Source organism: Crystallibacter permensis (genome assembly GCF_025960875.1).
GTDB classification, from domain to species: domain Bacteria; phylum Actinomycetota; class Actinomycetes; order Actinomycetales; family Micrococcaceae; genus Crystallibacter; species Crystallibacter permensis.
The window spans coordinates 299,764-324,746 of sequence record NZ_JAODLR010000002.1; the positions used below are offsets into that span (position 1 = coordinate 299,764).

24 protein-coding genes are annotated in these 24,983 nt (G+C 66.8%); 19 read left to right on the forward strand and 5 right to left on the reverse strand.

All coding sequences use genetic code 11. From position 1 onward, the window contains the following. Positions 1–29 precede the first annotated feature (29 nt). The 5 genes from B0G38_RS03750 to B0G38_RS03770 all read left to right on the forward strand — a co-directional run bounded on the left by B0G38_RS03750 (position 30) and on the right by B0G38_RS03770 (position 5,574). A complete protein-coding gene (locus B0G38_RS03750) occupies positions 30–839 on the forward strand; it encodes an NYN domain-containing protein (protein WP_264668211.1) in 810 nt (269 codons plus the stop codon). Positions 840–1,081: 242 nt separating this feature from the next. Beyond that, positions 1,082–1,723 (forward strand): hypothetical protein, encoded by a 642-nt coding sequence (locus B0G38_RS03755; protein WP_169995219.1) that lies wholly within the window; start codon positions 1,082–1,084, stop codon positions 1,721–1,723. A 152-nt stretch (positions 1,724–1,875) separates the two neighbouring features. Continuing rightward, a complete protein-coding gene (locus B0G38_RS03760) occupies positions 1,876–2,565 on the forward strand; it encodes a M12 family metallopeptidase (RefSeq protein WP_169995221.1) in 690 nt (229 codons plus the stop codon). Positions 2,566–2,591: 26 nt separating this feature from the next. Continuing rightward, on the forward strand, positions 2,592–4,964 hold the full coding sequence (locus tag B0G38_RS03765; RefSeq protein WP_169995223.1) for a caspase family protein: 2,373 nt from the start codon (positions 2,592–2,594) through the stop codon (positions 4,962–4,964). Continuing rightward, a complete protein-coding gene (locus tag B0G38_RS03770) occupies positions 4,957–5,574 on the forward strand; it encodes a hypothetical protein (RefSeq protein ID WP_169995224.1) in 618 nt (205 codons plus the stop codon). The genes B0G38_RS03765 and B0G38_RS03770 overlap by 8 nt, the downstream gene beginning before the upstream one ends. A 2-nt stretch (positions 5,575–5,576) precedes the next feature. Here B0G38_RS03770 and B0G38_RS03775 read toward each other — a convergent pair whose 3' ends face one another. Further along, positions 5,577–6,869: a PKD domain-containing protein gene (locus tag B0G38_RS03775; RefSeq protein ID WP_264668212.1), complete on the reverse strand. Its 1,293-nt coding sequence runs from the start codon at positions 6,867–6,869 to the stop codon at positions 5,577–5,579. 199 nt (positions 6,870–7,068) lie between these two features. Here B0G38_RS03775 and B0G38_RS03780 point away from each other — a divergent pair, with 199 nt between their 5' ends. From B0G38_RS03780 to B0G38_RS03840, 13 genes are all read left to right on the forward strand, one after another. Next, complete coding sequence (locus B0G38_RS03780) at positions 7,069–8,145, forward strand: integrase catalytic domain-containing protein (protein WP_264668213.1); 1,077 nt, start codon at positions 7,069–7,071, stop codon at positions 8,143–8,145. A 291-nt stretch (positions 8,146–8,436) separates the two neighbouring features. Beyond that, on the forward strand, positions 8,437–9,117 hold the full coding sequence (locus tag B0G38_RS03785) for a hypothetical protein (RefSeq protein WP_169995228.1): 681 nt from the start codon (positions 8,437–8,439) through the stop codon (positions 9,115–9,117). After that, positions 9,117–10,379, forward strand: a complete 1,263-nt coding sequence (locus B0G38_RS03790) for a phage tail sheath family protein (RefSeq protein ID WP_264668214.1) — start codon at positions 9,117–9,119, stop codon at positions 10,377–10,379. The genes B0G38_RS03785 and B0G38_RS03790 overlap by 1 nt, the downstream gene beginning before the upstream one ends. A gap of 1 nt (position 10,380) precedes the next feature. Next, positions 10,381–10,866, forward strand: a complete 486-nt coding sequence (locus tag B0G38_RS03795) for a phage tail protein (RefSeq protein WP_169995232.1) — start codon at positions 10,381–10,383, stop codon at positions 10,864–10,866. Further along, positions 10,844–12,145, forward strand: coding sequence for a hypothetical protein (locus B0G38_RS03800; RefSeq protein WP_169995233.1), 1,302 nt, complete (start codon positions 10,844–10,846; stop codon positions 12,143–12,145). Before B0G38_RS03795 ends, B0G38_RS03800 begins: the two co-directional genes overlap by 23 nt. Beyond that, positions 12,145–12,882 (forward strand): CIS tube protein, encoded by a 738-nt coding sequence (locus B0G38_RS03805; RefSeq protein ID WP_169995235.1) that lies wholly within the window; start codon positions 12,145–12,147, stop codon positions 12,880–12,882. The genes B0G38_RS03800 and B0G38_RS03805 overlap by 1 nt, the downstream gene beginning before the upstream one ends. 3 nt (positions 12,883–12,885) lie before the next feature. Beyond that, entirely contained in the window at positions 12,886–14,409 is a 1,524-nt protein-coding gene (locus tag B0G38_RS03810) for a phage baseplate assembly protein V (RefSeq protein WP_264668215.1), read from the forward strand. Further along, a complete protein-coding gene (locus B0G38_RS03815; RefSeq protein WP_264668216.1) occupies positions 14,406–14,744 on the forward strand; it encodes a hypothetical protein in 339 nt (112 codons plus the stop codon). The genes B0G38_RS03810 and B0G38_RS03815 overlap by 4 nt, the downstream gene beginning before the upstream one ends. Then, positions 14,741–15,175, forward strand: coding sequence for a GPW/gp25 family protein (locus B0G38_RS03820; RefSeq protein ID WP_169995241.1), 435 nt, complete (start codon positions 14,741–14,743; stop codon positions 15,173–15,175). The genes B0G38_RS03815 and B0G38_RS03820 overlap by 4 nt, the downstream gene beginning before the upstream one ends. After that, positions 15,172–17,742 carry a putative baseplate assembly protein gene (locus B0G38_RS03825; RefSeq protein ID WP_264668217.1) on the forward strand — a complete coding sequence of 857 codons (2,571 nt, stop codon included), beginning with the start codon at positions 15,172–15,174 and terminating at the stop codon, positions 17,740–17,742. The genes B0G38_RS03820 and B0G38_RS03825 overlap by 4 nt, the downstream gene beginning before the upstream one ends. Then, positions 17,735–18,304 carry a phage tail protein gene (locus tag B0G38_RS03830; RefSeq protein ID WP_264668218.1) on the forward strand — a complete coding sequence of 190 codons (570 nt, stop codon included), beginning with the start codon at positions 17,735–17,737 and terminating at the stop codon, positions 18,302–18,304. The genes B0G38_RS03825 and B0G38_RS03830 overlap by 8 nt, the downstream gene beginning before the upstream one ends. Then, the gene (locus B0G38_RS03835) at positions 18,301–18,792 is read left to right on the forward strand and encodes a hypothetical protein (RefSeq protein ID WP_264668219.1); all 492 of its coding nucleotides are present in this window, start codon (positions 18,301–18,303) and stop codon (positions 18,790–18,792) included. The genes B0G38_RS03830 and B0G38_RS03835 overlap by 4 nt, the downstream gene beginning before the upstream one ends. Further along, positions 18,789–19,841 (forward strand): PASTA domain-containing protein, encoded by a 1,053-nt coding sequence (locus B0G38_RS03840; RefSeq protein ID WP_264668220.1) that lies wholly within the window; start codon positions 18,789–18,791, stop codon positions 19,839–19,841. Before B0G38_RS03835 ends, B0G38_RS03840 begins: the two co-directional genes overlap by 4 nt. Here B0G38_RS03840 and B0G38_RS03845 read toward each other — a convergent pair. Both B0G38_RS03845 and B0G38_RS03850 read right to left on the reverse strand, forming a co-directional pair. Further along, positions 19,838–20,614 (reverse strand): hypothetical protein, encoded by a 777-nt coding sequence (locus B0G38_RS03845; RefSeq protein WP_264668221.1) that lies wholly within the window; start codon positions 20,612–20,614, stop codon positions 19,838–19,840. The genes B0G38_RS03840 and B0G38_RS03845 overlap by 4 nt on opposite strands. A gap of 22 nt (positions 20,615–20,636) precedes the next feature. Continuing rightward, on the reverse strand, positions 20,637–20,834 hold the full coding sequence (locus tag B0G38_RS03850; protein ID WP_169994902.1) for a hypothetical protein: 198 nt from the start codon (positions 20,832–20,834) through the stop codon (positions 20,637–20,639). Positions 20,835–21,409: 575 nt separating this feature from the next. Between B0G38_RS03850 and B0G38_RS03855 the strand changes: the two genes are divergently transcribed. Then, positions 21,410–22,354: a PASTA domain-containing protein gene (locus B0G38_RS03855; protein WP_264668222.1), complete on the forward strand. Its 945-nt coding sequence runs from the start codon at positions 21,410–21,412 to the stop codon at positions 22,352–22,354. Positions 22,355–22,433: 79 nt separating this feature from the next. Here B0G38_RS03855 and B0G38_RS03860 read toward each other — a convergent pair whose 3' ends face one another. Beyond that, the gene (locus B0G38_RS03860; protein ID WP_264668223.1) at positions 22,434–23,681 is read right to left on the reverse strand and encodes a cytochrome P450 family protein; all 1,248 of its coding nucleotides are present in this window, start codon (positions 23,679–23,681) and stop codon (positions 22,434–22,436) included. Positions 23,682–23,847: 166 nt separating this feature from the next. Continuing rightward, entirely contained in the window at positions 23,848–24,960 is a 1,113-nt protein-coding gene (locus B0G38_RS03865) for a mandelate racemase/muconate lactonizing enzyme family protein (protein WP_264668224.1), read from the reverse strand. Positions 24,961–24,983 lie beyond the last annotated feature (23 nt).

The following is a 24,983-nucleotide window of genomic DNA, read 5'->3' on the forward strand; positions in this document are numbered from 1 at the left end:
ATTTATTTCAATGTGGGGGCAGAATAAATATGGATCACTCGGGGGCACCGCCCAAGCGCAACGTTGCGGTTTTCCTAGACATGGAAAACCTCATGGGTGGGTATCAAAAGGACGTCAAATCGGTTCCCATCGGCAGCATAGTTAGAGAAGTACAAAATGTGGTTCAAAGCCACGGCGTAGGATCACTCGTTGCTTTAACGAGGGCGTACGCCAACTGGGGCAGAGCTGACATGGCGGCCTATCGACGGGAAATGCTGGAAAACGGCGTCGAGCCCGTTCAGGTCTTTTCGTTCAATCAAGATGTCAAAAACGCTGCAGACATTGAACTCGTGGTTGATGCCCTTGAGGTCGCAACCGATTCCCCGTGGGTCGACGTTTTTGTCATCGTCAGCGGTGATGGCGGGTATATCCCTCTGATAAGGCGGCTTCACGTCTTGGGCAAATACACGATGGTTGTCACCACATCCCATTTTGCTTCTGGCAGGGTCAGTAAGCTCTTACGCTCAGCGGCCGATCACTTTCACACGATTCAGCTGGATGACGGAGCGGTAGCGGAAAGTAGCGTAACGGCCGAGACCAGTCGCATTCCGACCATTACCGAATACAAACAGTCGATCGACGCATTCCTGAAAAAGGATCCCACACTCACTGTTAATGGTCGCGTACAAGGCGCTGGGTTAGGCACTCTACTCCGTAAACGTTGGCCTGACGGAGATTACAAAAATTTTGGTCACCGAACATTGGGATCATTCGTGGAAGAACACTGTGGCAAGCAGATGTTTCGCCCAAACACCACCAACCTTGCCCCGGCCACAGGTGAATTGGCGAGCATCCGCTAGACGAGCTCGCGTCGGGAATGAAGTGACCCTGGACTTCGCCACAAACTAAGTACGACGACGGGTGGTTGCGTTTCGCAGCCATCCGCCGCTGCGTTCTGCTCGGCGTCACGGCCGCATCAAGAATTCCAGCGCGAATCACGACTGCATAACTGTGCTTGTGGGCCCTATTCGGGCGCGCCTAATCTGGAATTTAGGGACGTGCAGCAGGGCTGTGAGGCCCTTGACCCGTAGGAGAGATTGCCATGAAAGCAGAAGCCGCTGGGGCAGGCCACTACGAAAGCCACCGGGACCATCCGGCACGGCCAACCAGGCTTGGCGGGGTGAAGATCGGCTCCGCTTTCTTCGGTTGGATGACAGCCACCGGCATTTTCGTCCTGCTGGCCGGACTCGCCGCCGCGATCGGCGCCCTCTTCGGCATCGCCGGCAGCGCCGACCCGAGCCTCCTTGCCGAACAAGCGGGACAAGGCCTGCAGAGCATTAGCATCATCGGTGCGGTGATTCTGGCCGTCATCACCTTCCTCGCCTACTTTTCCGGCGGTTACGTCGCCGGCCGCATGGCGCGTTACGACGGAGCCAGGCAGGGTGTCGCCGTCTGGCTTTGGGCCGTCGTCGTAGCGGGGATTATCGCCGCGCTCGGAACCGTGACCGGCACGGTGTCCGGAGCGCAACTGGATGTCCCGGCCCTCCTTGCCAGCTTCCCCGGGGTTCCTCTCAATGAGGGGACGATGACAACCGGCGGAATAGTGGTGCTGATCGGCATCGGGCTGCTCTCGCTTGTGGCCGCTGTACTAGGCGGCAAGGCCGGCATGCATTATCACCGCAAGGTCGATCAGACCGAGGCAAGCGGCTATGCAGACTGGAACGCCGACGGCAGCGGCGCCTGACCTTCAGCTTCCAGACGGACGACGGCGAGTGGTTGCGTTACGCAGCCACTTGCCGTCGTTCTGCGGCTACTCCGATAACGCCGCAGTAACGCGCCAGTAACGCTCTTCCTGCTACACCGAGCCCATTCCCAATCCAGCCCAAGGAGACAGCCATGGACCAGCACGGGGTCAACAAGGACCATTTCTGCACGATCCGCACCGTTCAGGACGTGTCCGGCAATACCAAGGCGGCGCTGCTCAACGAAGCTAAATGGACCGTCTCCCGGCTGACCGTGGGCTTCCTGGAAGGCGACCCCCAGCTGCGGCAGCGCGTGATCGATGTGGCCCGCGAATGGACCGGCCCGGACATGGCGAACCTGGAGTTCCTGGAGGATGGATCGGAAGCGGATATCCGGATCGCGTTCCAGCAGGGCAACGGCTCATGGTCCTTCCTCGGGACCCATGCCCAGCAGATCCCGGCAGACGAGCCGACCATGAACTATGGGTGGCTCACGCCAGATTCAACGGACGACGACGTCCGGCGGGTCGTGCTGCACGAGTTCGGCCACGCGGTCGGGTTGATCCATGAGCACCAGAACCCGGAGAAGCCGATCCAGTGGAACCGTGCAGCGGTCATTGCGGATTTGTCCGGACCGCCGAACAATTGGGATGAACAGACGATCGAGAACAACATTTTCAAGAAGTACAACGCGCAGGATGTCACGGGGACGGACACGGACAAGGATTCGATCATGATGTATCCCCTCCCGCAGTCCTGGACCCTGGACGGCTTTTCGGCAGGCCTGAACTCGGATCTGTCCGATACCGACAAGGAGTTCATCCGGTCCGCGTATCCTTGGTGAGGCGGCCGCCGACGTAAGGAGACAGCGTGGAGGACTACGCCGTCGTCGTCGGCATTTCGCGGTATCCGAAGTTCGCCCCGGCCGGTAGCACCGCGGATCTTGTGGGGCCGGACACTGATGCGCTGGACATCCGCAATTGGCTCGCGGCGGACGACGGCGGCGGCCTCGTCCCGGAGAACATCCGGATGATCCGCTCGGCGGACTTCGACCCTACCCCGGCGGATCCGCAGCCCGAGGAGGCCCGGATCCGCAAGGCGCTGGCGTCGCTCGTGGAGCAGACGGCTGACCGCATGGGCGGGCGCCTCTACCTCTACTTCTCAGGCCACGGCTTCGCCCCGGTGCTGGAGGAAGGGGCGCTCTTCACCGCCGAGGCCTCCCTGAGCATCCCCACCTACGTGTACGCCTACGACTGGCTGCGCAGCTTCCGCAAGGCGCTGCGCTTCCGCGAGTACGTGCTCTGGATGGACTGCTGCATGACGCACCAGCAGACCATCCCTGTCAGCAACGTGGTAATCCGCGCCGGCACCGGCACCGGCGTTCCCGGACCCGCCTTCGTGGCGGTCGCCGCCCAGACCAAGAGCGCGCTGGAACACCGGATGCCGGATGGAAGGGTGCACGGGGTCTTCAGCTACACCCTGCTCCAAGGCCTGCGCGGCGGGGCCACGGACGAGCACGGCCGCATCACGGCAGAGAGCCTGAAGTCCTTTCTGCACGACACCATGCCGGAATTCCTGCCGGATCAGGCCCGCAATGCATCGGCCGTGGACCTGCATCCGTACATTCGGGCCGATTCCGGCATCCTTTTCCGCCGACTGCGCAGCCGGCCTACCTACTCGGTGCGCCTCGACTTCCCGCCAGGTGCCGTCGATCAGGAACTGAAACTGTGGACCGGAAGGCCGCACGCCGCCGTCGTCCGCCAAAAGCTGACGGGGAGTTCCTGGCAGGGCGAGCTGGTGCGCGGGTTGTATATGGCGGAAATTGCCGACGCCGGTGTGCGGCACGGTTTCCAGGTCACCGGTGCGGGGGCGCGGCACCTCCGCCTGTCGGATCTCGGCGAGCCGGTCAGGCCGCCGCATCCCACCCAGCTGTTCAGCATCGATGTCCGGGCCGCGAATCCGGCGGCGACCATTTCGGTGCTGGACCACAACCTGCAGCGCATCTTCTCCGATACCGGCGCCCTGCACGAGTTCGATGCGCCCGGGGTCTACAAGATCCGGGTCGAGCTGGGCCGGGACATTTCAAGCGTGTCCGAACAGGTCATCCTGCTGGATGCGGACATGGAGACAGCCTTCCTTTCCGCGCCGGAGGTTCCCTCGCCGGCGCCGATTCCCGGCAGCGCCCTCGCCAGCAAAGCGCACGCGGAGCCGTTCCTCGATGCCGCGGCAAGGGACAGCCTGTTGCACGGTACAGGCCAGCCCTCAAGCGGCCTCTCCATACTGGCGCGGTACTGGCTGGACGACGACGCCCCCGTACAGCCGCCGGGGAACCCCTTGGAGGGCCTTCGGTTGTTCTCCGCCGACGGCCAGCTGCTGGTGGACCTCGGGGCGGGCCACGTCAGCCGGCCCAAGGACGTGGCGATCTGGGAGCGCGCCCTGGAACCGGGCGCCTACTTCCTCCGCCACACCTTCCGCAGCGGCCGCACCGGCGAGGCCACGGTCATGGTCTGCGACGGATGGTTGACCCAGATCGCGTTGCAGCGCTCCCCTGCCCTGCTCGTTCCCGGCACCCCGCTCGACGACATCATGCCGATCGTCGACGCCGCCGTGTTCATGCGGGGACCGGACGCCGGCGCCCCGCCGGCCAGCGAAGACAAAGTCCTGGAAACGGCGCGGCTGGCCCTCGCCCAGGGGCGGGACCTGCTCGGCAAGCCGCACGGCAGCGGGCTGCAGAAACTACTGCTGGAGGACTACGCAGATCCTTTGGCCGGCATCATCGGCTGCTACCTGCTGCTGATCGCGATGGACGGCGCCAACGGCGGAACCACCGCCCAGCATGCCCAGTTCGACGCCGCCGTCGTCCGCCTCGCCTCCATGGTCGGTGACTGGCACCCGGATGTGGCGGCCCTGTCGTTGCGCTGCTCGGATCCAGCACTGCGCAGGACCGCGCCGATGGCCGTGCCGCCAATCTTTCGGTACGGCTGGCAGCTGATCGTCGAGGCCAGTTACACCCACCCGGAGCTGGTGCCCGAAGCACTCTGGCAGCGTGTCCACGCCGTCACGAACTTCGGCCCGTACCTGACTTGGGCGGCGGACGAACGGGCCAAGCGTCTGCATGCGCGCCAACTGCAGCACTGGTTCGATGCCAAGGCCGATGACGCGAACGGCGCGGGCCCGGACGCAGGGAACCGGTTGCAGATTCCGGCTTCGGCCGCGGCCTCACTGCGCAGCCGCCGTGTTTGAACTGCCGCTGGCCGACGGCATCACGGCATCCTTCCAGCGCTTCCCTTCCCCCGACAACGGCCTGCTGGCCCGCCGTCCGCCGAGCGCCGGCGCGCTGCCGCTCTGCCCCGCCGGAGACGGCGGCTTCGTATGCGCACTGCCGGACGGCGAGGCGTGCTGGATCGGGTTGACGGCCAGGCCCGGAGCCGCCATGGTTCTGGTCGGTGTGCTGGCGGAGCTGTCCGACGGCTCCCCGATCGACGTCCTTTCCGGCGCGCGGCTGTCCGGCGCTGGGACCGGCGCTGGGACCGGCGGCGGCCTTGCGGCGGTCCAACCGGTTGAATTGCTTTCGGTTCCGCCGTCCGCGCAGGTGGCCGGCATCCTCCGCCCCGGCGACGGATGGCTGGCGTTGTGCCGCGAGTCTCGCACAGCGGCAGCGGGAGGGAACACGGGGTCGCCGGAAGCGCTGGCGGTGCGCCTGCACCTGGTGGTCCGTCCGGCACCGGACCAGGCCCGGGAACAGCGCAGCACCGCCGTCGAACTGGTGGACGGTTCCCGCTTCCGGCAGGAATGCGGCGAGCGCGTTCCCGCCCCCTCGCCGACCGTCTACGGCGGCTGGCGGCTGCCCTGAGGCTATGCGCGACGGCGGCGGAAGCGGGGCGGGGCTCGGGGCTCCCGCGGATCCGGTGGGTTTCCGCTTCCGGCGTGCTTGGGCTGATACCGTCGGCGCCGCCACCAGAGATAGAGAGCGCCGATCGCGCCGACCACCACCGGAATGGTGATACCGAGCGGTTCGCCCCATTCCTTGACCGCGTTGCCCAGGACGTAGCCGATGCCGATCTTGACTTCGATCGACTTCTCGAACGTCTTGACCAACACATCGGCGCCGTCCGGTCCCTTGGTCCAGATTGTCAGGACCATCTGCTTCGTGCCGGCCTCGCGGGCGGTGATGTTCCAGCTCCACATCCCCACGCCCTCAGACGGCAACGCGATAAGCCCGGTGTTGCCGCTGGTGAGCTCAATATCCAGGCCGTCGCTGGTGAGATCTGCCCGCATGAATTCACACAGCTTGGGCGATTCAGTTTCTATAGGGCCTTCACCTGGCAGCTCCTCAGCCGGGTCGACGGGCGAGTCCTTGAATGCAACGCGGATCGGGAAGGCCTTGGTTTCCCCCTGGACCATCGGTGACGGCGGCCTGAACACCAGCGTCCCCTCGAAACACTTATCGAGGATTTCCTGGGTGTCGGAGCCAGGAGGTTCGGTGACCGTGGGATCCACTCCAGGGGTCGACGGCGGTGGCGCTTCCGAATCGGAGGGTTCAGTTGCTGTCGGTTCCGGAGTTCCTGTCTCCGAGGGACCTCCGGTTTCCGACCCGGTAGGGCCGGGAACTGCGCCGCCTGTGGTCGGCGGCGACCCGGCGGTCTCCGACGGAGGCGGTGGATTGCTCTCCGTCGGTCCGTCGAATTTGACGGATTGTTCCAGCACTCCCGCGGCGCCGCTGTCGTCGATCACCGTCAGCCGCACGGTATAGACGCCCGGCGCGGTGAAGGTATGGCCCCAGAACATCCCTTCGCCCTGGCTGCCGTCCGCCACCTCCCACAGGAAGGTCTCGATGATGCCGCCGTCCGGATCCACGGAAGCCGAGGCGTCCATCGTGCAGGTGAAGCCCTCGCACAGCACCACGAAGTCTGCACGTGGTGCCTCGGACGCCGTTTGGGGAGGCTCGGCCGGATCGGATGGAGCCGACTCGGGGGTGGGATCCTGCGCTGAGCTGGCCGATGGTGCGTCCGGCGCCGGGCCGACGGCCGTTGCACTGCCGGCTCCGGCCAGTCCGAAAACCAGGAGGGCAAGCGCCAGCCAAGCAGCCCGCACCTGCGCAGACCAATGTCTATTGGGCCGCCCCGGCAGCCCCTGCGGAGAGAACACGCTTGCCTCCAATGACGCCCCTAGGCCGTTCTCTACCTTGCAGTCTGACCCTGCCGGCACCGTTCGTCAACGGTGCGCGTTGACTCGTCAAAGATGCCCGCGTAGCTGCTATCGAAGAATCATTTGATAATGCCCGCGTAGCGGTGTGTCTGCCGGGCACGCTGTTGCCTGCCCGGCACTCTGAGCCATGGAGCTTACGATGAGCCAACGCAGAGCCGTCACGAAGACCATCGCCACCCGCTATGCCAGGGCGGACCGGGCCTCGAAGAAGTCCATCCTGGATGAGCTGTGCGCGGTGACCGGCTGGCACCGCGACCACGCCCGGAAGGCACTGCGCCTGGCACTGGTGCTCAAGCCGGTCAAGCCCAGGCCGCCGCGGCCGCCCGTGTACGGGGAACAGGTGATCGAAGCCCTGCGGCGGTGCTGGGCGGTCCAGGGCACCCCGTGCGGGCGGCTGCTGGCCGCGGCGCTGCCGGACCTGGTCCCGCGGCTGCGCCGGTTCGAAGAGCTCCGGATCGACGACCAGACAGCCGCGCTGCTGCTGCGCATCGCGCCGGCCACGATCGACCGGCGGCTTGCCGGGGACCGGGCCAAACTCACCGTCCACGGCAGGTCGCAGACCAAGCCCGGCTCACTGCTCAAGGACTCGATTCCGATGCGGACCTGGGCCGAATGGGACGACGCCCGGCCGGGTTTCGTGGAGATCGACCTAGTCGGCCACGAAGGCGGGAATTCGCGGGGCGAGTTCTGCTTCACCCTTGACATCACGGACATCGCCACGGGCTGGACGGAAACCGTCTCGGTGAAGAACAAGGCCCAGAAATGGGTGTTCGCCGCGATCAAGGAGGCCACGGCGAAGTTCCCGTTCCCGATCCTGGGAATCGACTCGGATAACGGCTCTGAATTCATCAACTGGGGACTGTTCCGCTGGTGCGAGCAGGAGAACCTGACGTTCACCAGGTCCCGGTCGGGGAACAAGAACGACGGCGCCCACGTCGAGCAGAAGAACTGGCATATCGTGCGCCAGACGGTCGGCTACCACCGCTACGACACCGCAGGCGAGCTGGAGCTGCTGAACCGGATCTGGGGCGCTGCAGCGGCTGCTGACCAACCATTTCGCGCCGCAGCAAAAACTCGTCTCCAAGGAACGCAACGGCGCGAAGACCACCAAGAAATACGACAAACCGGCCACGCCGTACCAGCGCGTCCTGGCCGATACCGGCACTGTCGCCAAGAGAGTCAAGACACGGTTGGCCAAGGAAAACGAGCCCCCTGAATCCGGCGGCCATTCAACGCCAGGTCCAGGCCCTCACGGCCGAACTGCTGACCCTCACCACGTCAAAACAAGGGCCAAAGCCCAAGCCTGCTATCCGGGCAAAATCAAATGATTCCTCGAATCAATCGAAGCGGGCATCTTGACATGATTCCCCGGGCGGTGCCGCAGATCAAACCTTTCCATACGTACCGGCGGCGGAAACGGCCGGGAAATTATCCCGTGACGGCCCTGTCTTTCAGGAGTAGCCTTTAGCACACGAGCACGATCTCTGGCTGTGAGGGGAGAGCCACGATGAGCCTTGCACGGGCGGCGTTGACGGAGTTTGCGGCGTTTGTTTCGGCGGCCGTGTCTCCCGACGCCGCCACCCTTGAAGAAGACACTGCGGGGCCGGACCATCCCCCGCCACAACCAGAGGGTCCCATCAGGATCCGACCCGTCGCCCTCGACCGGACGAGCCGCTCCCAGCGGGACGGTCCCGTCCTGGACCTCGAACTCACCGTCGCCGTCAGCAGCTCCGGCCAGCGCGGACTGGAAAACACCGAGACCCTGCTGACAGCCCTCGAATCGGTCGGGCGCTATCGGGTGGCCCCGCTGGATAGGCAGGGGCCGCCTGCGGTTCCGACCGTGTTCAGTTTCCTCGTCCGGATCCCGGTGGCTGTCCGGCTCGACATTCCGGCGGGGCCTCCGGTCCGCGAGCCGCTGCAGCTGCGGATGGGAACCGGCCGTCTGTTGCAGGGCACCCTGCGGGGCCGGGACGGCAAGCCGCTGGCTGGCGCCCGCGTCCGCGCCCACGCATCGGCAAGAACCGCCACCACCGGATTGGACGGCGGGTTCGAGCTGCTGACCACGCATGATGACACCCAGCACTTCACCGTGGAGTTCGACGGCGCCGCCCGCCGGATAAGTGCCAGCAGCCGGGACGTTCCGCTTACCCTCCGCTGGGAACCACCAGATGATGAAAGAGGAACCTGATGACCAGCTACCTGGCGCCCGGCGTCTACGTTAAGGAAGTGCCCAGCGGGCCGCGCACCATCGGCCGGGTCAGTACCAGCATCGCGGCCTTCATCGGCAAGGCCCCGAAGTCCCAAGCCCGGCTGGACGAAGCGGTCGCGATCGACAACTGGACACAGTTCGCCGACCTCTACATCGGCGACGCCAGCGCCGGGACCCACCTGGCCAACGCCGTCTATGGCTTTTTCGCCAACGGCGGCGGGCGTTGCTACGTCGTCAATATCGGCGACGGCGACAATCTCACCGGGACCTCGGCCAAGCCCACCGGCGTACGGCTGCTCGAAGCCCTGGACAATGTGTCGATGGTCGCCGCCCCAGGGTTCCACCGGCCACAGGACTACGCCGCCCTGCTGGAGCACTGCGAGCACCCGTTACGGCAGGACCGCCTTGCCGTGATGGACACGCCAGAAGACGTGGCTGACATCGACGATCTGACTGCGGCAGGCGGCGCAACGGTTCCGGAGCCGGACAACATTGGCGGCACGGATTCAGGCAGCGATGCCGGTGAAGACGACGACGGCGGGAGCCCGCCTCCCAGCTCCGAGGACAACGGTCCGATCGGGGCACCCCAGTCCCCCGGCGGCTACGCGGCACAGTACTTCCCGTGGATCGTCGTGCAGGACGCTGTCACAGGCGCCTTGGTGGCCCAGCCGCCGTCGGGCCATATCGCCGGCATCTGGGCGCGGGTGGATTCCTCCCGCGGCGTCCATAAAGCACCTGCCAACGAGCCGGTCCAGGGCGCGGTGAACCTGGTCCACCAAGTGACCCGAGGGGAGCAGGAGGTCCTCAATCCGGCCGGCGTCAACTGCATCCGTCGCTTCCCGGAGGGCTTCCTGGTCTGGGGCGCCCGCACCCGCGCACCGCAGTCCGGCGAGTACCGGTATATCAACGTCCGCCGCCTGACCAACATGATCAAGGAGTCCATCGCCGAAGGCACCAAATGGGCCGTGTTCGAACCCAACGACTACGCACTCTGGGGCTCGCTCCGCAGGGACATCGGTTCGTTCCTGACCAATGTCTGGCGCGATGGCGGCCTGCTCGGCCGGACGCCGGAAGAGGCCTTCTTCGTGAAATGCGATGAGGAGACCAACCCTCCGGAGGTGCGCAACGAAGGCCAGATTGTGGCCATTGTCGGCCTCTCCGTGGTGCGGCCCGCAGAGTTCGTCATCTTCAAGCTCATGCAGTCCGCCAACATGACCGAAATCGAAAGCACAGGAGCCTGACATGCCGGGATCCAACAAAGCCCCCAGCGCGCAGCCGGGCAACGTCGTCGACCCGTACCGCGCGTACAATTTCAAGCTCATCGACCACGGCATCATGCAGGCCGCGTTCACCCGGGTCGAGGGGCTGGGCATCGTGGTCAACCGCGCGCTGTTCCGTGCCGGCGGCGAAAACAGCGTGGTCCGGGCCATCCCCATGCAGGTGAGTTACCCGCCGGTGAAGCTCTGGTACGGCGTCACGGATTCGGACGAACTGCTACGCTGGCTCTTCACCGCGGTCAAGGGCCGGGTGGAACGCCGCGATGTGTCCCTGGCCCTGCTCAATGAGGCCGGCACGGACCATGTCCGCCGCTGGGACTTCATCGGCGCCTGGCCCTGCGAATGGCAAGGCACCCCGCTGGACGCGCTCGGCGACGAACTCGCCATAGAGTGCCTGACCCTCACGTTCGACCGGCTGGAACTGGCAGATGACGGAAACCAGGCCCCGTAAAGCCGTGGCCGAGAGTCTGCGCCGGATAGCCGACGCCCTCGACCCGGCCCCGCAACCGAAAGACGTGGCGGCGGCGCCTGCTGCCGCGGCTAAACCCGGTGCCCCGGAGCATTGGCTGGCCAGGCTGGAAGAGGCCGGCGTATCCACCGCCGCCTATCGAACGGGAGCGGAGCCGGAAGGGGCTGCCCGGAACGAAAAGGATTCCGTGCGTTCATCGGGCGGGATCCTCGCCACCGGACTGCGACATCTTGCCCGCCTCTTCGCCCACAAGCCCGGACAGCAGGAAGCAGGAATAACGACGGCGGAGGCACCGGTACCAGCGTCCGAACGAACGCAGGCACGGACGGCACCAACCGCGGCCGGAGCGGAGCAACGCCAAGACTACGGAGCACCGGTGCGGCGCGCCGGATACGCCGAGCCGAAAAGGGCCGGGAAACCCAGCGCAGTGACGTTCCCGCCGCAGGACGCACAACCCCGGCCGAGGCAGGCAGCGGGCGCAGCACCTCCCGGTTCCCCGGCGGAAACCGGGGCGAGAGGCAGTTCGCTGCATCTGCCCACGGGGGCCACCAGTCCGGTTCCGGAAGCGTGGGGCCGCAGTCCGGTTGCCCCGAGGAATGCGGCGGAACCGTCTCCGGGCACGCCGGCGCCTCCTCCGGGACCAGCCGATCCGGCCCAGCGGACGGATGACGCCGTTCCCCGAAGTACGGCCGATCCCCGGAGCACGGATCCTGAAGGCAGGAGTCCAGGGCTGCACCCGCCGGTTGCCAGCGGCCGCCTGGTCTTGAACGTCGGCCGCGGACCGGAAGACCGCTCCGTGCCGGGAGCCGTTCCACGGTACCGGGCCGCCGTTTTCCGGTCCGGCGACGGGACCAGCCGTCCCACAGTCCCTGGCAACGGCAACGCCAACGGCGCCGAGACGGCAGGCAAGGACGGCGCCAACGAGGCTGTTGCAGGGCAACGCCCGGGTAGCACAGGAAGTCCTGCCGGATTCGATATCAACGGGTCAGCAGTCCCCTACCAGTCGTCGTCGCTCCTTGCACCGGCGCAGCAGGCCAACGCGGACACCGGCCAGAAGCAGGACGCTTTTCCCGCCTCCGGCGCCGCATCGCCGGTGGGGCCGAACGTTCCCGCGGTGCTCCCGGCGGCGCCGCCCTGGCCGGACCTGCCAGGGCAGAACCGGTTGGCCGGATCGGCAGCGGCCGTCCAGGCGGCGCAAGGACAATGGCTGGATGCCCTCGCCCGGGCCTCCCGGCTGGCGGCCGAACAAGGAGCCCGCTGATGGAACATGTGTCCTTCCTGATCGAGGAAACCGGCGAGCACCTGAGCTGCCTGCTCAACCCCGAATCCCTGGTCATGACGCGAACCGCAGGCGTAGAAACCCGCCGGTCCTCCGGCGGCCGGCTGACCGGGACGTCGCTGGCCGATGATCCGCTGCTGTTCACCGGCGGCGGCCGGACCGAGCTGCAGCTGGAGCTGCTCTTCGACGTCGATCTGGCGCCCGAAGGCGTTCCGGTATCCGACGTTCGGCAGATGACCCGGTCCATCTGGAAACTCGCCGAAAACTCCGCTGAAGCCGCGCGCCGCCGTCGTCCTCCGCTGGCCTGCCTGGCATGGGGAATGGCGTGGTTTATCCCGGGCATCGTGACCGAGGTAGCCGAACGCTTCGACCGCTTCGCACCGGACGGCTCGCCGCTGCGGTCGTGGATGAAGCTGCTCTTTGTCCGGGTGGGTTCCGCCGCGGACGAGCCCGGCGGTGAGAGCTACGAGCTCGCCCAGCGGCTGCCGCCGGTGGACGTCACGGCACCCGCCGTCGGCTCCGTGGAAGTCCTGGGCAGCGGGACGGATGAAACCAACGAGGAGGGCGTACCCGCTGTCCATCCCACGGACCTGGGGCTGCTCTCGCAGGCGGCCTTCGGAACCCCGCTGCTGTGGAAGGAACTGCTGGACTACAACGGGGTCGATGATCCTTTCCATTTCACCGGGCCGCTGGCCGTGCCGCCGCTCTCCGAAGGCTGACCCGTGCAACAGGTCCAGGGGCTGCCGGAATTGATCATCTCGCTGGGACGTAGGCGGCTGTCGGCAGCCGAAACGGGCGCCGTCATCTCGGTGGAGGTCCGGTCCGTCCTCGGCAGTCCCACACAATGCCAGCTCACCTTTCAGGCGGATTCGGTCTTTGCCGGAGCGCGGGAGCTGGCACCGGCAACCGGCGACGCCCTGAAAGTGGAGGTCGCCGGCCGGCCGGAGACGCTCTTCGCCGGGGACGTGACCGTGGTGGAGCGCAGCTACGCCGCGGATGCCACCCGGCTGCTGCGGTTGCGCGCCTATGACGCGCTGCACCGGCTGCGCAAGAGCCAGGTCACCCGGCTGCTGGAAGCCACGGACCTGGCCGCCTTGGCCATGACACTCTGCCAGGGCACCGGACTGCAGGTCAAGGGCGGCACGCAGAAAGTCGGACCGGTGTACCAGTGCGGGCGGTCGGACCTGGCGGTGCTCGCCGAATGCTGCGCCCAGGCAGGACGGTACCCTGTGGTCGCCGGGCGGGAACTCCTGCTGGTCCCGCTGGCCGGGGACGACGACGGCGAACCGCTTGAGCTGGAACTGGGCGGCAACCTGCATTCGGCCGAATTGGAACTCAGCCAGGAGCCGGCCTTCCGCAGCGCCGATGTGGCCGGCTGGCATCCTGCCCCGGCCACCGCCGTCCGCGCCCGCGCTACGGAGGACACCGCCCGCGCACACGTCAAAGCGGATGCCGCGCCCGCCACCGTGGGTGGCGGCGGAGCGCTACACCGGCGCAACGGCTTGTTCTCCGACCGCGCCGGTGCGGAGGCACTGGCCCAGGCCGAACTGGACGTGCGTGCGGCCGGTGAAGCCACGGCGGAGCTGGTCGTGGAGGGAGATCCTGCGCTCCGGCCGGGCCGCCGGATCCGCCTGCGGGGAGTCGCCGCGGAGTTCGAAGGCACCTACGCCGTGTGCGCCGCTGCCCATATGATCGACCGGACCGGCTATGAGACCGCCGTTTCCACCCGGCCGCCGGGGCCGCCGCCGGACCGGGCCGCCGATGTGGCCACGCTCGGCATTGTCACGGACACCGAAGACCCGCAGCAGCTCGGCCGCGCCCGGGTCTCGCTGCCGGCCTACCCCGACCTGGTCACCGGGTGGTCTCCGGTCCTGGTCGCCGGGGCCGGGCCGGACAAGGGAGCGGTCATCCTGCCGGCAGCCGGCGACCACGTGCTGATGCTGCTGCTGGCCTCGGACCCGGCCAACGCCGTTATTCTCGGCGGCCTTTACGGGATGCGGCAGCCCCCGGATGCCACGGTTCGCGGGCCCCGCGGCGGCCGGTACACCGTGCGAACCGCGGACGGCCAGCAGCTGATGCTCGACGGCGCCGCCCACAGCTTCACCGCTACCGACGGCCACGGTTCCGCCGTCGAAATGGGACCTGACTTACTGCGGATCAGCGCCGCGACGGACCTGGTCATCGAGGCTCCGGGCAAGGGGCTGCGGATCCGCGCGCGCACCGTGGACTTCGAGGAGGCACCGTGAAAATCCTGGTACTGGCTGGCACCACCCGGTGCGGCCATGACGGCCTGGTCGGGCCCAAGGCCTCCCAGACCTGGGTGCGGATCGGCGGCTCGCCCGTCCTGGTCGCCCACGATCCGGAAGGCAGGCCGATCGCTGGCTGCCCGAACATCGGCCTGAACATCAAGCCGTGCACCAATACGCTCACCGTCCACACAGGCTATTCCGGCTTCATCTGTATCGGCGAACGCGCCGTCTGCCTGGACTCGGTCACCGGATTCACCGACGGCACACCGCCGGGAGCGGTCAAGTACACGGTCCGCTCCCCCGGCCAATCCTTCACGGTGGCGGCGTCATGAGCATGCCCCGCTACCGCTCGCTGGCCATGGTGCATCCAGATTTCGACGCCGACGCCGGTCCCGCCGGGCTGCGGCTGGCTCCGGGCGGCGGGCTGGCCAGCGTGACGGATGCGGCCTCGGTCCGCCAGTCGCTGCTGCTCCTGCTGAGCACCCGCCCCGGCGAGCGCGTCAACCGTCCGGACTACGGCTGCCGGCTCTTCCAGCTGGTCTTCGAACCGGCCGGCGATACCACCGCCGGACTCGCCGTGCACTACGTGGCCCGGGCCATCGAACGCTGGGAGGACCGGATCAGCATTGTCTCGCTCGACGCCGGCCGGACCCCCGAGGAGCCGGCGCTGCTGGAGATCCGGCTGCACTACCGCATCCGCGCCACCTCGCAGGAAGAGCAGCTGACCGTGGTGGTACCCCTCGGCAACGGAGGCCCCTCGTGAGCATCCCGGTCCCCAACCTCGACGACCGCTCCTTCATGGAGCTGGTGGCCAGCGCCCGCGAGCGCATCAGGCAGGTGGACCCGTCCTGGGAGCCGACCGTGCATGACCCGGGCATGGTCCTCGTGGAGGCCTTCGCGCATCTGACCGACATGCTGCTCTACCGGCTCAACCGGGTACCGGAGAAGCTCTACACGGTCTATCTGAACCTGCTGGGCACGTCGCTGCGGCCGCCGCACGCGGCCCGGACGCTGCTCGAGTTCACCCGCCAGGAGCCCGACGGCGGTCCGCTCACCATCCCCAAGGGGACCCAGGCCGGCTGCCCGCCGGGCATCCCCGGCGCCCCGCAACCGGTGTTCAGCACCATCGAGGACGCCGTCCTCGAAGCCGGGCAGGCCATCGTCCGGGTCGCCGCCGTCGACGCCACGCTGCACGAGGCCGTCCCTGTCGGCACCGGGACCGGGCGGCCCGGCCAGGTCCTGCAACTACCCGCCGCGCCCGCCGTCGCCGGCGAGGGTCTGGCCGTCGGTGTCGAGGTACCCGCAGGAGCCCGGCTCCGCAGCGGCAATGCCGTACTGGTTGACGGCGTCGCGTACCGGACCTGCCGCGATGTGCAGGCCTTCGCCGATGCCGGTCCCGGCGAGTCCGCGGTCCGCGTGGACCGCTTCTCCGGAACGTTGGTCTTCCCGTGGTGGCCCGAAGGCGATGCCCAGCCGCCGCCGGCCCCGGCCGCAGGCGCGCGCATCATCGCCTGGTTCCGCTCCGGCGGTGGCGCCCAGGGCAACGTGCCGGCCGGCTCGCTGACCGTACTGCGTACCCCGTTGGACGGGCTGACCTGCACCAATCCGGAACCGGCTACCGGCGGCAGGGACGCCGAACCGCTCTCGGAGGCGCTGCGCCGGGCACCGCAGGACTTCCAGGCCCGCGACCGCGCCGTCACCGCCCGCGACTACGAATCGCTGGCGGCGCGCCACGGCGGCGTCGGCCGGGTACGCGCGATCACCCGGCGCGAAATCTGGGAATTCGCCAATCCGGGCGAGGTTGAAGTGGTGCTGGTTCCGCACGTTCCGGAGACGGACCGCCGGGACGGCAGCGTCACGGAGGACCAGCTGCGCAGCTACGCCCGGGACCAGGTGGTCGAGGAAGTAGCCGCCCACCTGCGCGAGCGGGCCACCATCGGCGCGGTGCCGGTGGTGCGGTTTGCGCGCAGCAAGCAGGTGCTGGTCCGGGCCCGCGTGCACGTGCGTCCGGATGAGGACGCCGCCGGCGTCCAGCGCCGGATCCTGCAGCGGCTGCACTCGGCGATCAACCCGCTTCCCGAGGGCGGCACCGGGTACGGTTCCGGCTTCGGGAATCCGCTGCGCGTGTCCAACCTGTACCGCGTGATGGAGGAGGCCGAACCCGGCGTCGAGTATGTGGACCGCGTGCAGCTGGAAGTGGAGCAGGTCCCGGACCAGGACGCCGTTTCCCTGGTGCGCGCCGCGGGCCGCCCCGGCAGCTGGTTCGTCGCGGGCGGCGATACGCTCTTCCGCACGCTCAACTGGGGCCGGGGCTGGGAGGCTTGCGCCGATTTCGACGGCGAGACCATCCGTGTCGTCGTCCCGTACCCCGAGCCGGGCCCCGGCCGGACAGCCGCTGCCTTCCCCGGCAAAGTCGCCGTGGCCACCACCACGGACCGCGGCTCGCGGATCTACCTCAGCGATGACCTGGGCGAAAGCTGGCGCCGGGCGGCCGAACTCGGTTTCGCCATTGCGGATCTGTCCTGGGTCTCCCGCGCCGGCAGGCCGGTCCTGCTCATGGCCGGAGCCCGCGGGCTCTACGAACTCCCGGATGAGCCGGGCGCCGGACCTGTCCAGAACGTGGTGGACCCGACGGACCCAGACCGCGGCTTCTACACGGTGGACGCCTTCATGGATGTGCGGGGGCAGACCGGCGTGGTGCTCGCCGCGGAAGCCGCCGCCGGCATCTGGCTTTCCCCGCGCGACGGCGCCCCCGAGTCATTCCACCGCATCAAGACCAAAGGCGACGACGTGCGCTGCATGGCCATTCAGTACGACGGCCCGGCCACCTGGCTGTGGCTGGGCCGCGCTGTGCCCGAGGGGTCCGGCGCAGGCTGTGCCCGGCTCAAATTGGTGGAACTGGACCGCACACGGTTCGATGAGGCCCTGGCCGCCTCCTGGGAGGAACTCACCGACGGCTGGAGCGGCGGCAGTTGTTCCAGCCTGCACATCCTCGGGAGCACGGCCTACGCAGCAACGTACAGCAGCGGCGTGATCGCGCTGGATCTGTCCGGCGGCGGCAGCTGGGACCATCGCGAAGTCAACTGCGGCCTGCCGCTGCGGGACCGGGCCAGATTCGAACCGGTGGAGTCTGTCTCGGGGGCCATTGACGACGACGGCGGGCAGCTGGTTCTCGCTGCCGGCCCGCGCGGCATCTTTGGTTCCGACGATGCCGCACAGCTTTGGCATAGCCGTTCCAGACGCGTGGTCGACGATGTTGTCACGCTGCCCGACACCTGGCTCTTCTGCTCGGGCGACCACCAGATCGAGGTGGTGCATTCCGATGGCTGACCCGTTGCTGAACATCCTGCCGGAGGTCTTCCGCACGGCGGCGCACACCAACCGCCCGCTGCAAGCGCTGGCCGCCGCGGCCGCGGACATGCATGCGCCGGCGCACCGGGTGCTGGCTGACTTGCCCGAGTACTTCGATCCCTACCGGGCGCCGGAGCGCATGCTGCCCTACCTCGCGCGGTGGGTGGATCTTGATTGGCTGGCCACCGGCGTTCCGGGCACGGCCGGCAGCGTGGGCGGAACCCTTCGACCGGACCGGCTGCGGGACCTGGTGGCCAACGCCGCCGAGCTCTCGGCCAGCCGCGGCACCGCCGGCGGGCTGCGGCGTTTCCTCCACCTGGCCACCGGCGTCCCCGGCTTCAGCATCGACGACGTTCCCGGCGCGTTCCACCTGAACGTTGCCGTGCCGGCGGCCGCGGCGGACCAGCTGCTGCTGATCAGGCGGATTGTGGAGGGCAGCAAGCCGGCCCACACGACCTGCCGGATCGAGATCGAAGCCGCCGGGCCGGAGCCGCAGGAACCCGAACCGGAAGAAACCGAGCCGGAGGAAGCCGGATCATGAGCACAGGGAACCGCAAGCCGCTCATTATTGCCGCGGTCTGTGCTGCCGTCGCCGTCGTTATTTTCGCCCTGGGTGCCGGGTTCGGGGGCCGCGACGCGGACGGCGCCGCGGGTTGGCAGGACCGCTTCGACGGTATGGAACTCAGCGCCGGCCTGGACATCAACGAGCTGCAGCCCGCGGGTGGAAACTGCCGTGTTGACGGAGACGGCATCACCATCACCGGGTCCTGCACACTGACGGTCGGTGAGTTCGGCGGGCCTTTCTCCCTGCAGGCCACCAAGCGCGCGGAATTGGTGCCGGCCGCGCCGGTGAACCTGAGGCTCGCGGTAGAAGGCACCAGCACCCGGCAGGATGTAGGGGCGGGCTGCCGGATTAATCTCGTGTTCGGCCGCTCCGGCGGCGCTTTCACCCTCACCTGCCAGCTCATCACTGTCCCGTGCGCTGTTGAGCTGGGACAAGGCAGAGACTGCTCGAAGGAGTCAGAATGACGGACCAGGACGCACCGATGAGCCAAATCGAAATGACGCTGAGTTCATCCCGCATCGAGTTGGAGGACGGGACGGGTGCTGTGACGGCTTCGGTCACCAACGCCGCTGCCAAACCCCAGCGCGTGGTGCTGCGGGTCTTCGGCGGCGAGTTCGTTGCACCGCCCAAACCAGCTACCGGCGGCGCCCCGGAATCGGAGCACCCGCCGTCCCACCGTCCCAGCGTGCCGCCGCCGGATCCACCGCCCGACCCTACGGAGTGGGCCACCATCGACGAGAGCCTGCGGACCATTCCCGCCAGCGCCACCGAGCAGTACACGGTCTCCTTCGACGCGAAGTCCGCGCCAGGCGGCTCCTACTCCGTCAAGCTCAACGCCTACTCCGCCGATGAGCCGCCGGAGGCCAACAGCGGGCAGGTGCTGACGCTGGAGCTGGTGGTTCCGGCGCAACCGGCCAAGCCGGAACCGAAGAAATTCCCCTGGTGGATTGTCGCCGCAGCCGCCGGACTCGTGGTGGTGATCGCCGTCGTTGTTTTCTTCCTTTGGCCCCGCAAGACGGAAGTGCCGCTGCTGACCGGCGGAACCCTGGAACAGGCGCAGGCAGCGCTGGTGGCAGCGGGACTGGGCGGGCAATTCAACCCGGTGGAAAGCACGGAGCCGCCGGAGACCGTGCTGAGCCAGGATCCGGAGGCCGGTACGGAGGTCGAACCCGAATCCATCGTTACGGTTGGCTTCGCAGTCGAGCAGACTGTCGAGGTGCCCAACGTGATTGGCCAGCCGGCCGGTGCTGCCCGGTCAGGACTTCAGGACAGCGGCCTCCAGGTGGCGCTGAATCCGGCATCGACCTGCAGCATCAACGACAGCGGCTGCATCGTGCGTGGCCAGCTGCCGGAGGGTGGCGAACGCGTGCCGGTCGGCTCCACGGTGATGCTCACTATCAGCCCGTTCGTGTTCACCTTCCCCTGGCCCACCGACGTTTGCACGGTGATTTTCTGCGAACGGCTGGAGGTGGACGAGTTGGAGCGGATAGAGCTGCCGGACCTCGGCCGCTAATCTGCCGCGGATCCCGAGGAGCGGATGGCATTGATGATCGCCGGCAGCGAGTAGATGAGCATCACCAGGGCCCAGACCAGCGCCACCACCGCCGTCACGATGGCCCATAAGTGATCGCCGATGGCCACCACCGGGCCGGGCAGGAAGCCGTGGATGAAGCCGAGCACCAGTTGCAGCACCACGGACACCACGACCAGCGCCATCAGACCTTTGACGCGCAGGAACCTCGGCTGGGACAGCACCAGGAAAACACCGAAACAGATTTTCAGGAAGAGCAACAACCCCAGCAAAGCCGCCGCCTGCCCCGTGGAAAAGCTGCCCCAGATCGCCAGGTAGGCCAGCGTGCCGAAGGGCGCGGCGACGAACAGCCCGATCATCAGCATCAGCGTGGCCAGCGCCGCGAGCCCGGCCAGCAGGCACATCACCACCCACAGCAGCGAAACCACCAGTGTGACAACGCCTTGAAGCCTGCCATAAATGCGCAGGGGAATCAGCAGGCTCAGCCCCACCATGAGCACGCTGAACAGCAGCAGCCCATCGATGAAGGCCAGGAAACCTATGCCGGCGCCGGGCGGCTGCGGGACCTCGCTGCCGGAGCCCGCCAACAGTTCTTCAGGCACCCCCAGCTCCAACGCCGCGCCGCTGGACGCACGTGAAGGCGGCCCGTCCAACAGGAGGACGGGCAACCCAACTTCCACCAGGACCACCAGGACAGCAGCGACTACCGCAAGGAAGTACAACGGCCGGCGGAGACCGCCGGCTGCACCCGCCATGCCCGCAGTGACCCGGCCTGGCCTAATCCGTCCGGCCGTGCGTGACGTAGGACAGGATCAGGAACACCCCGCCGAACACCATGAACGCGATACCGGCGACGGTCAGCCACAACTGGTTCAGGACCAAGCCCAGCACCAGGAGTACCAGTCCGAGCCCGATCGCGCAGAACCAAGCGATCCTGCCCCGGGCGGTGAACAGCGGAACGGTATATTGCGGCATTTCAATCCCCCTTCTTCGGCGCCGGGATTCCGGCGTCCGTAGCCGCAATTTTAAGGTCTTCGTCCCCCGCAGGCGATCGGAAAACAGTCACGATCAGGCCGCTCTTGCACCGCTCCAGCGACGCCGGGCGTTTCCAAAACGTTACCTTCCGCCGGGCAGCCGACCTCTGCACGATGCAGCCCGACAGCGGGCCCAAAAAGACTCCTCCGGATCCGCTATCAGCGGGGCAAACAGACTCTGGTGGCGGCCGGTTCCGAGGCGTACCATGACGATTGTTTGACGCCAAGGGCCGTCGCAATTGACGGGCCAGCGGCGGGAGCTTCTGAAGTGTTCTGGAGGCGGCTGTGTGGGACTTTGGTAGCGGTCATGTGTGAGGCGAGGAAAGCACCGCCCGCTTAACCCTCCGCGCAGTTCCCGAGAACATCAGCATCTCCCCCCGATCCCGTCTCAGACCAGGATGGGCAGCTACAACGGACCGTTCCGTCGGCAGAGCCGCCAGGACCTTATTAATCTCGCGCCCACGTCCGGCGGCGCCGATAGCGAGACATAACTGAAACTATGAGGAGGGGGCTCCGATGAGCGGGATCGAGATGACCTTGAGCGCCGGCAGCATTAAGCTCGAACAAGGAGTGGGGGCGGTGGCCGCGTCGGTGACAAACACGGCGGCTGAATCACAGCGCGTGGTGCTGCGCGTCTACGACGGGAACGGAACTGCTCCCCCGGCAACCGGCGAGCGCCAGCAACCAGCAAGCTGGGCGACTATCGATGAAAGTCTACGCACCATTCCCGCGGGCGCAACCGAACAGTACAAAGTCGAGTTCGACGCGAAGGGCGCGCCCAGCGGAACCTATTCGGTCAAACTCAACGCCTATTCAGCCGACGAGCCACCGGAGGCTAACAGCGGTGAAGTACTCGGCTTGGAAATAGCCATCCCGCCGACCAAAGAACCTGCCAAGCCGAAACCGTTCCCTTGGTGGATGGTTGCGGCCGGAGCCGGCCTGCTCGTGGTGATCGGCGCCGTCGTTTTCTTCATGTGGCCCAGAGGTACCGAGGTACCCCAGGTGGCGGACGGAACGCTGAGCCAGGCAGTTGAGCTACTGGAGAAAGCAGACCTCCAGCCAAAGGTCCAGACGGTTGAAAGCGACCGCGCCCCTGACACGGTCCTCACGCAGGATCCGACGGCTGGGACCAAAGTCGAACGCGAGTCCTTGGTGTCCCTTGAGGTGGCAATCGAACCGGCGGATGACTGTCTGCCCGGCTACGTCTACCGACTTGTTGTTCCCGACGACGAGATTTGCGTAACACCGGAATCCGCGGCGCAGGTCCTGGTCGATAACGAGGAAATCACGCAGCTCCGGCGCAAGCCCAATCCGCCCGGCGGCCCGTACGGAATAAACACTTGCCTTCAAGGTTTCGTGTGGCGTGACGCGTACAACGGCGACCAGATCTGCGTCACCGTCGAGACACGGTCCCGCACCGCTCAGGAGAATGCCGAAGCTGACTCCCGCAGAGCGCCATAACGCGGAATCCCTCGGCCCCACAGCCTCATCCAAACAACGACGGCGGGTGGTTGCGTTGCGGGCCTCCAATACGCGAGGCCTACCCGAAGCGGACAGGCAGCGTTTGGTAGCGCGTCCACAACGGCAGCGGTTCGAGCGCGAGCTCGGAGCGGTCCACGGCCAGCCGCAGGTTGGGATTGCGTTCAAACAGGATGCCCAGCGCCACCCGGGTCTCCAGCCGCGCCAGGTTCGCCCCGAGGCAGTAGTGCACGCCATGGCCGAACGAGAGGTGGTTGTTGGGGCGGCGGTCAATATCGAAGCGGTCCGGATCCTCGAACATGTCCGGGTCGCGGTTGGCCGCCTGCGTCAGCGGAACCACCGACGCACCGGCCGGAATGGTGGTGTCGTGCCAGACCACTTCTTCGGTCGCGGTGACCGGTTCAGTTCCCCCGACCGGGCTGTTGTAGCGCAGAACTTCTTCGACAGCCCCACGCCAGAGTTCCTCATCACCCGAGGCGCCGCGTAGCCGGTCGAGCTGATCCGGGTGGTCAAGCAGGGTGACCACGGCGTTGGTGATCAGGTTGTAGGTGGTCTCGTACCCTGCAGTGATCAGCAGGAACGCCATGGCGACCAGTTCGTTCTCATCGAGGCGGTCGCCTTCTTCTTCAGCATGGATCAGCCCGGTCAGGATGTCATCGCCCGGCTCGGACCGCTTATGTTCGATCAGCTCACGGACCAGCTCGGTCAGCTCGTTGATTTCCCGGATCCAGCTGTCCTGGCCATAGTCGGCCGCACCCGCAATCAGGGCCTGCGTGCCCTTCTGGAAGCGGTCCCGGTCGGCGTCCGGAACCCCCATCATCTCGTTGATCACCGTCGACGGGATCGGCAGCGCGAACTGTTCGCGCAGATCTACAGGTCCGCCCGGTTCGAGCCGATCAAGCAGGCCGTTGGCCAGCTCAGCCACCCGCTCGCCAATCCGGGCGATTGCCCGCGGCGTGAACGGCTTGACCACGAGCATACGCAACCGCCGGTGAGCCGGATCGTCCATCATGATCATGCTGTAGGTAGTCAGCAGCTTCATCGGCTCCCGTGCCGCCACCGGGAATTGCTCCAGGAACCCCGGCCCTTTCCCGCCCGGCGACCGCTGGAATCGCTCATCGGTCAATAACGTCCGGCAGTCGGCATAGCGGGAGACCATCCACAGATCCTGGTCGCCCAGATAGGCCAACCGCCCGCGGTAGACCGGCGCGTTTTCCCGCAGCCATGCGTAGTGAGCATAGGGGTCGGCCAGGAACTCCGGGCTCCCCACCACGATCGGATGTCTGACTACCTTTTGAGGAGTTGTCATGGTGACTCCCGGAATTCGCTTTGACGCCTCTGGAGGACGGTATCAACATTGTCTGCCCTGAGGGTGTCCGGTTCCAAGGGACCTACAACCAACGACGGCGAGTGGTTGCGTTGCGCTTCCACCCGCCGTTTCGCTCGGTCTGCTTATTGAGAACCAGCGCCAACCGTCACGCAAACACTTCGCACTCGGTCACCGTAAGCTCGGCAAGGATGTCGGTGTCCACGTCGACGCCGAGACCAGGCCGTTCGGTGATCTGGACGTCGGGCAGAACGTACTGCAGGTCCCCCAGTTCCTTCGCGAACTTCATCGGCCCGGACAGTTCAGTGGAAACGATGTTGGGATGGCTAAGGGCCAGATGGAACCCCGCAGCCGAAGCGATACTTGACTCGAGCATGGAGCCGATCTGCACTTTGAGTCCCCCGAGTTCAGCCTGCGTCGCCAAGCGGTGGCAGGGCGTGATGCCGCCGCTCTTCATGAGCTTCAGGTTGACCATGTCCACCGAGCGGTCGCGGACGAACCGTGCAAGGTCGCCGGCATCCACCACGGATTCGTCGGCCATGAGCCGCGCGCTCGTGTCCTGTCGGAGCAGGCGGAATCCGTCAATGTCGTCGGCGAGGATTGGCTGCTCTATCCAATCGATGCCGAACGGCTCAAGGGCCCGGATCATGACGCGCGCCGTGGCCGGATCGCCCCACCCCTGGTTCGCATCCACCCGGATGGCGAGGTCGTCCCCGATCGCCGTCCTAACGGCCCGAACGCGCTCCACGTCCTGCCCGTCGTCGCTGCCGAGCTTCATCTTGAGGTGCCGGTAGCCTTCGCCGCGCGCTTGGACTGCTTGTTCGGCGAGCACTTCGGGCTCCAGAATGCTCATCACCCGCGCGATCGTCGGCTGCTCTGGCCGGCGGCCTCCCAGGAGTGCGTAGATGGGTCGCCCGGCAGCTTTTCCGGCCAGATCCCAACAGGCAATGTCGACGGCCGCCTTCGCCGCACCGCATCCCTTCAACGACTGGTCGAGCCGCTGATGGATGGCCGTGATGTCCCGCGGATCCATTCCCAGGATGGCCGGAATCAGCTCGGTCTTGAGCGCTTCGACCGTTCCGGTCGGCGTTTCTCCGGTGATGTGCCCATCCGGAACGCTCTCGCCGTAGCCCACCAGTCCGTCGTCGGTCTCAAGGGTCAGGATGATGCTCGGCATCGAATCGTAGGTGGCATACGAAACAACGAAGGGTTCCAGCAGCGGAACATCGATGAGCGCGATGGTGGCGCGGGAGATTTTCATTCGAAACTCGCATTCAAGAGAGG